The organism is Actinomycetota bacterium, assembly GCA_036280995.1.
GTDB lineage: Bacteria > Actinomycetota > CALGFH01 > CALGFH01 > CALGFH01 > CALGFH01.
Genome location: DASUPQ010000230.1, coordinates 1 through 5,044 on the forward strand (window position 1 = coordinate 1; position 5,044 = coordinate 5,044).

At 73.9% G+C, this 5,044-nt stretch carries 5 protein-coding genes; all 5 read left to right on the forward strand.

Features of this window, described 5'->3' with window-relative positions; all coding sequences use genetic code 11:
* The first annotated feature begins 190 nt into the window (after positions 1–190).
* Positions 191–589 carry a VOC family protein gene (locus VF468_07390; protein ID HEX5878128.1) on the forward strand — a complete coding sequence of 133 codons (399 nt, stop codon included), beginning with the start codon at positions 191–193 and terminating at the stop codon, positions 587–589.
* Between the two features lie 37 nt (positions 590–626).
* Positions 627–923 carry an Asp-tRNA(Asn)/Glu-tRNA(Gln) amidotransferase subunit GatC gene (gatC, locus tag VF468_07395; protein HEX5878129.1) on the forward strand — a complete coding sequence of 99 codons (297 nt, stop codon included), beginning with the start codon at positions 627–629 and terminating at the stop codon, positions 921–923.
* Positions 924–937: 14 nt separating this feature from the next.
* On the forward strand, positions 938–2,410 hold the full coding sequence (gene gatA, locus VF468_07400; protein HEX5878130.1) for an Asp-tRNA(Asn)/Glu-tRNA(Gln) amidotransferase subunit GatA: 1,473 nt from the start codon (positions 938–940) through the stop codon (positions 2,408–2,410).
* Positions 2,407–3,885: an Asp-tRNA(Asn)/Glu-tRNA(Gln) amidotransferase subunit GatB gene (gatB, locus tag VF468_07405; GenBank protein ID HEX5878131.1), complete on the forward strand. Its 1,479-nt coding sequence runs from the start codon at positions 2,407–2,409 to the stop codon at positions 3,883–3,885. The genes gatA and gatB overlap by 4 nt, the downstream gene beginning before the upstream one ends.
* Positions 3,886–3,926: 41 nt before the next feature.
* Positions 3,927–5,044: protein kinase (locus tag VF468_07410; GenBank protein ID HEX5878132.1), on the forward strand; the 1,118-nt coding region annotated here is incomplete at its 3' end.

The following is a 5,044-nucleotide window of genomic DNA, read 5'->3' on the forward strand; positions in this document are numbered from 1 at the left end:
GGCCGGCCAGGCCACCCTGGCCGCCCTCACCTGGGAACGATCCTGGTGGGGAGGCTAGCGAGGTCCAGGAATTCCCAGCCCTCGCACGACTTGAGCCCGGCCGGGCGGACGGTTACTGTCCCGCGCCGTAGGACAATTCGCTCTGATGCAAGGTTCGTGCGAGTGAGCAGCTCCAATTGCCGGGAGGCCGATGAACCAGGTCGGGTACGTGATCCTGTTCGTGGCGGACCTGGAGCGGTCGACCGCGTTCTACCGGGACGTGATCGGGCTGCCGTTCAAGCTGCACGGGGACGGGTACGTGGAGTTCGCCACCGAGGGGACCAGGTTCGGGCTGTACGACCGGAACCGGCTGGGGGAGCTGACCGGGCAGGACGCGGAGGCGCCGGGGCGGGCCGGTGGGGAGGTGGTGTTCCTGGTCGGGGACGTGGACGCGGAGGCGGAGCGGCTGCGCGAGGCCGGAGTGACCATCCTGAACGGACCGGTGGACCGGGCCTGGGGGCACCGGACCCTGCACGTCGAGGACCCGGACGGGTTCGTGGTCGAGCTGGCCGAGGAAATTCCCCGGCGACCGGCGCAAGGGCGACGGTAGACTCGGCCGACCGCCGGAACGTTCGAAGGGTTCGTCCATGCCGATCAGCCGTGCTGACGTCGAGCACGTCGCCCGCCTCGCCCGCCTCGCCCTGACCGATGAGGAGCTCGACCGGTTCCAGGCCCAGCTCTCGGTGATCCTGGAGGAGGCCGACAAGATCAGGCGGCTGCCCACCGAAGGGGTGCCGCCGACCGCCCACCCCCTGCCGAGGGTGAACGTCTGGCGCGACGACGTGCCCGGGCCCTGCCTGACCCGGGAGGAGGCGCTGTCGACCGCGCCCGAGGTCGAGCAGAACCGCTTCAAGGTGCCCCGGATCATCGAGGAGGCCCCGTGAGCCCGGCGGGTCCGGTGGACCTGACCGACCTGACCGCCCACGAGCTGGCCGAACGGTTCGCCGACGGCCGCGCGACCGCCGTCCAGGCCACCGAGGCCGCCCTGGAGCGGATCGCGGCCACCGACGAGCTGCTGCACGCCTTCCTGACCGTCACCGGCGACCAGGCCCTCAAGAGCGCCCGCGAGGTCGACCAGGCGAGGGAGCGGGGCGAGCCGCTGGGGCCGCTGGCCGGGGTGCCCCTGGCCCTCAAGGACGTGCTCGTGACCAAGGGCGTCCGGACCACGGCCGGGTCCAGGATCCTGGACGAGTTCGTGCCCCCCTATGACGCCACCGTGGTCCGCCGGCTGCGCGACCGCGGGGTGGTGATCCTGGGCAAGACCAACATGGACGAGTTCGCCATGGGCTCCTCCACCGAGAACTCCGGGTTCGGCCCGACCCGCAACCCCTGGGACACGACCCGGGTGCCGGGCGGCTCCAGCGGCGGGTCGGCCGCGGCCGTGGCCGCCGGCCAGGCGCCGCTGGGGATCGGCACCGACACCGGCGGCTCCATACGCCAGCCGGCCGCCCTCTGCGGCATCGTCGGCGTCAAGCCGACCTATGGGCTGGTCAGCCGCTACGGCCTGATCGCCTTCGCCTCCTCGCTCGACCAGGTGGGCCCGTTCGCCCGCGACGTGCGCGACGCCGCCGACCTGCTGGAGGCGATCGCCGGTCACGACCCGATGGACTCGACCTCCATCCCCGACGCCCCGGCCGACCTGACCTCGCGGCTCAGCGACGGGGTCGACGGCCTGCGGGTCGGGGTGGTCAGGGAGCTGTTCCTGGAGGGGACCGAGCCGGGCGTGCTGGCCCGGGTCCGCGAGGGCCTAGACCGCCTGGAGCGGCTCGGGGCCCGGCTCGAGGAATGCTCGCTGCCGTCGTTCGAGTACGCCCTGTCGGCCTACTACCTGATCGCCCCGGCCGAGTGCTCCTCCAACCTGGCCCGCTACGACGGGGTCCGGTGGGGGCTACGGGCCAAGGACTCGGCCGACGTGGTCGACATGATGCAGCGGACCCGGCAGGCCGGCTTCGGGGCCGAGGTCAAGCGGCGGGTCATGCTCGGCACCTACGCCCTGTCGGCCGGCTACTACGACGCCTACTACGGCCAGGCCCAGAAGGTCCGGACCCTGGTCCGCCGCGAGCTCGACGCCGCCTACGAGCGCTTCGACCTGCTGGCCGGGCCGACCGCGCCCACGGTGGCGTTCCCGATCGGCGAGAAGGCCGACGACCCGCTGGCCATGTACCTCAACGACGTGTTCACCATCCCGGTCAACCTGGCCGGCAACGCGGCCGTGTCGGTGCCGGCGGGGCTGTCGGACGGGCTCCCGGTGGGGCTGCAGCTGATCGCCCCGGCGCTGGGGGAGGCGACCATGCTCCGGGCCGCCTGGGCGTTCGAGCAGGACCTCGGCCTCTCCACCCGGCCGACCCGGCCCCAGGAGGTGCGCCCGTGACCGCCGTCGTCGCCCCCGAGGTCGGCGCCCGCCAGTACGAGACCGTCATCGGCATCGAGACCCACTGCGAGCTCGGCACCGCGACCAAGATGTTCTGCGCCTGCCCGACCGTCTTCGGGGCCGAGCCCAACACCCAGGTGTGCCCCGTCTGCCTGGGCGAGCCGGGGTCGCTGCCGGTGGCCAACGGCCGCGCCGTCGAGTTCGCGGCCCGGATCGGGCTGGCCCTGCACTGCCGGATCGCCGAGCGCTCCCAGTTCCACCGCAAGAACTACTTCTATCCGGACATGCCCAAGAACTACCAGATCTCCCAGTACGACGAGCCGCTGTGCGTCGGCGGCTGGCTCGACGTGGACGTGGAGGGCGAGGTCCGGCGGGTCGGGATCACCCGGGTCCACCTGGAGGAGGACACCGGCAAGAGCCTCCACGTCGGGGCCACCGGGCGGATCCACGGGGCCGACTACTCGCTGGTCGACTACAACCGGGCCGGGATCCCGCTGGTCGAGATCGTGTCCGAGCCCGACCTGCGCTCGGCCGAGGAGGCCCGCGCGTACGCCGAGGAGCTGCGGGCGGTGCTCCTGGCCCTCGGGGTCTCCGACGCCAAGCTCGAGGAGGGCTCGATGCGGTTCGACGTGAACGTGTCGATCCGGCCGGTCGGCCACGCCGAGTTCGGCACCAAGGTCGAGCTGAAGAACCTCAACTCGCTGCGCAGCCTGTACCGGGCGGTCGCCTACGAGGCCGACCGGCAGCGCCGGGTCCTGGCCGACGGCGGCCGGCTCGTCCAGGAGACCCGCCACTGGGACGAGGGGGCGGGCCGGACCGAGCCGATGCGGTCCAAGGAGTTCGCCACCGACTACCGCTACTTCCCCGAGCCCGACCTGATCCCCATCGAGGCCACCGCCCCCTGGGTCGACGGGCTCCGGGCCGACCTGCCCGAGCTGCCGGCCGAGCGCCGGGCCCGGCTGGCCGAGGCCACCGGCCTGCCCGCCAAGGAGGTCGGCTGGCTGGTCCGCGACCCCGAGGTCCTCGCCTACTTCCAGGCCGTGGCCACCGGGCGCGACCCCAAGGTGGTGGCCAGCTGGGTGATGGGCGAGCTCCAGCGCGACCTGCGCGAGTTCGACCACACCATGGCCTCGAACCCGGTGGAGCCGGAGCGGCTCGGCGGGCTGCTCGATCTCCTCTCCGCCGGCACCGTGTCGGCCACCGCGGCCAAGGACGTGCTGGCCGAGATGTTCACCTCGGAGGCGTCACCGGCCACCATCGTGGAGCGCAAGGGCCTGGCCCAGATCTCCGACACCGGCGAGCTGGAGGCGGTGGTCGAGCGGGTGGTGGCCGCCAACCCCGACCTGGCCGAGAAGTTCCGCGGCGGCAAGCGGGGCGTGCTCGGCGCCCTGGTCGGCCAGGTCATGCGCGAGACCCGCGGCCGGGCCAACCCCAAGCTGGTCAGCGACCTGCTGGAGCGGGCCATCGGCGGCTGAGCCAACATCCGCATACCGGGACGTATAAGCTGCTGGGCGCCATGACCACCCACCCCCAGGTGCTCCTGGAACGCTACGAGGTCGGCCGGCTGCTCGGCGCGGGCGGCATGGCCGAGGTCTTCGAGGGCCGCGACCGGCTGCTGGCCCGCCGGGTCGCCATCAAGGTGCCGCTGTCCCAGTACGCCCACGACCCGGAGTTCGCCCAGCGGTTCCGGCGGGAGGCGCAGGCGGCGGCCAGCCTGTCGCATCCCGGGGTGGTCGCCGTCTACGACACCGGCGCCGAGAACGGCACCCACTTCATCGTCATGGAGTTCGTGGACGGCCGCACCCTCAAGGACGTGATCCGGGCCGAGGCGCCGCTGTACCCGGACCGGGCGGCCGAGATCACCGCCGACGTCTGCTCGGCCCTGGCCGCCGCCCACGCCCGCGGCCTGGTCCACCGCGACGTCAAGCCGGCCAACATCATGCTCATGCCCGACGGCCGGGTGAAGCTGATGGACCTGGGGATCGCCCGGGCGGCCGCGGGGGAGACGGTCACCCAGACCGCGGCCATGCTCGGCACCGCCCAGTACCTGTCGCCCGAGCAGGCCCAGGGCCAGACGGTCGACTACCGCAGCGACCTGTATTCGCTCGGCTGCTGCCTGTACGAGATGCTCACCGGCACGGTGCCGTTCCGCGGGGCGACCCCGGTGGCCATCGCCTACCGGCACGTCCGCGAGGACCCGGCCGCGCCGCGGCTGCTCAACCCCGACATCCCGCCGGCCCTGGAGGCGGTCTGCCTCAAGGCGATGGCCAAGCGGCCCGAGGACCGCTACCAGACGGCGGCCGAGTTCCGCGCCGACCTGGAGCGGGCCCGGGCCGGGCAGCGGGTCGCGGCCGGGCCGGCCGCCGCCGGGGCGGCCACGGCGGCCATGGCGACCACGGTCCTGCCGCCGCTGGGCGGCTACCCGGGCGCCCCCGACCCGACCGCGGCCTTCGGCGGGCCCGTCGCCCCGAGCCGCGCCGCCCGCCACGCCGAGCCGCCGCCGGGCCCGCGCCGGCGCTGGTCTGGTAGCCGGTCATCGGCGGCAGCATGGCCGTGGCCCTGGCCGCGGTGGCCGCCCCGGCGGCGGCCGGCCCGGCCGCCACCCGCTGCCCGGCCCGGGCCCGGGCCAGGTCG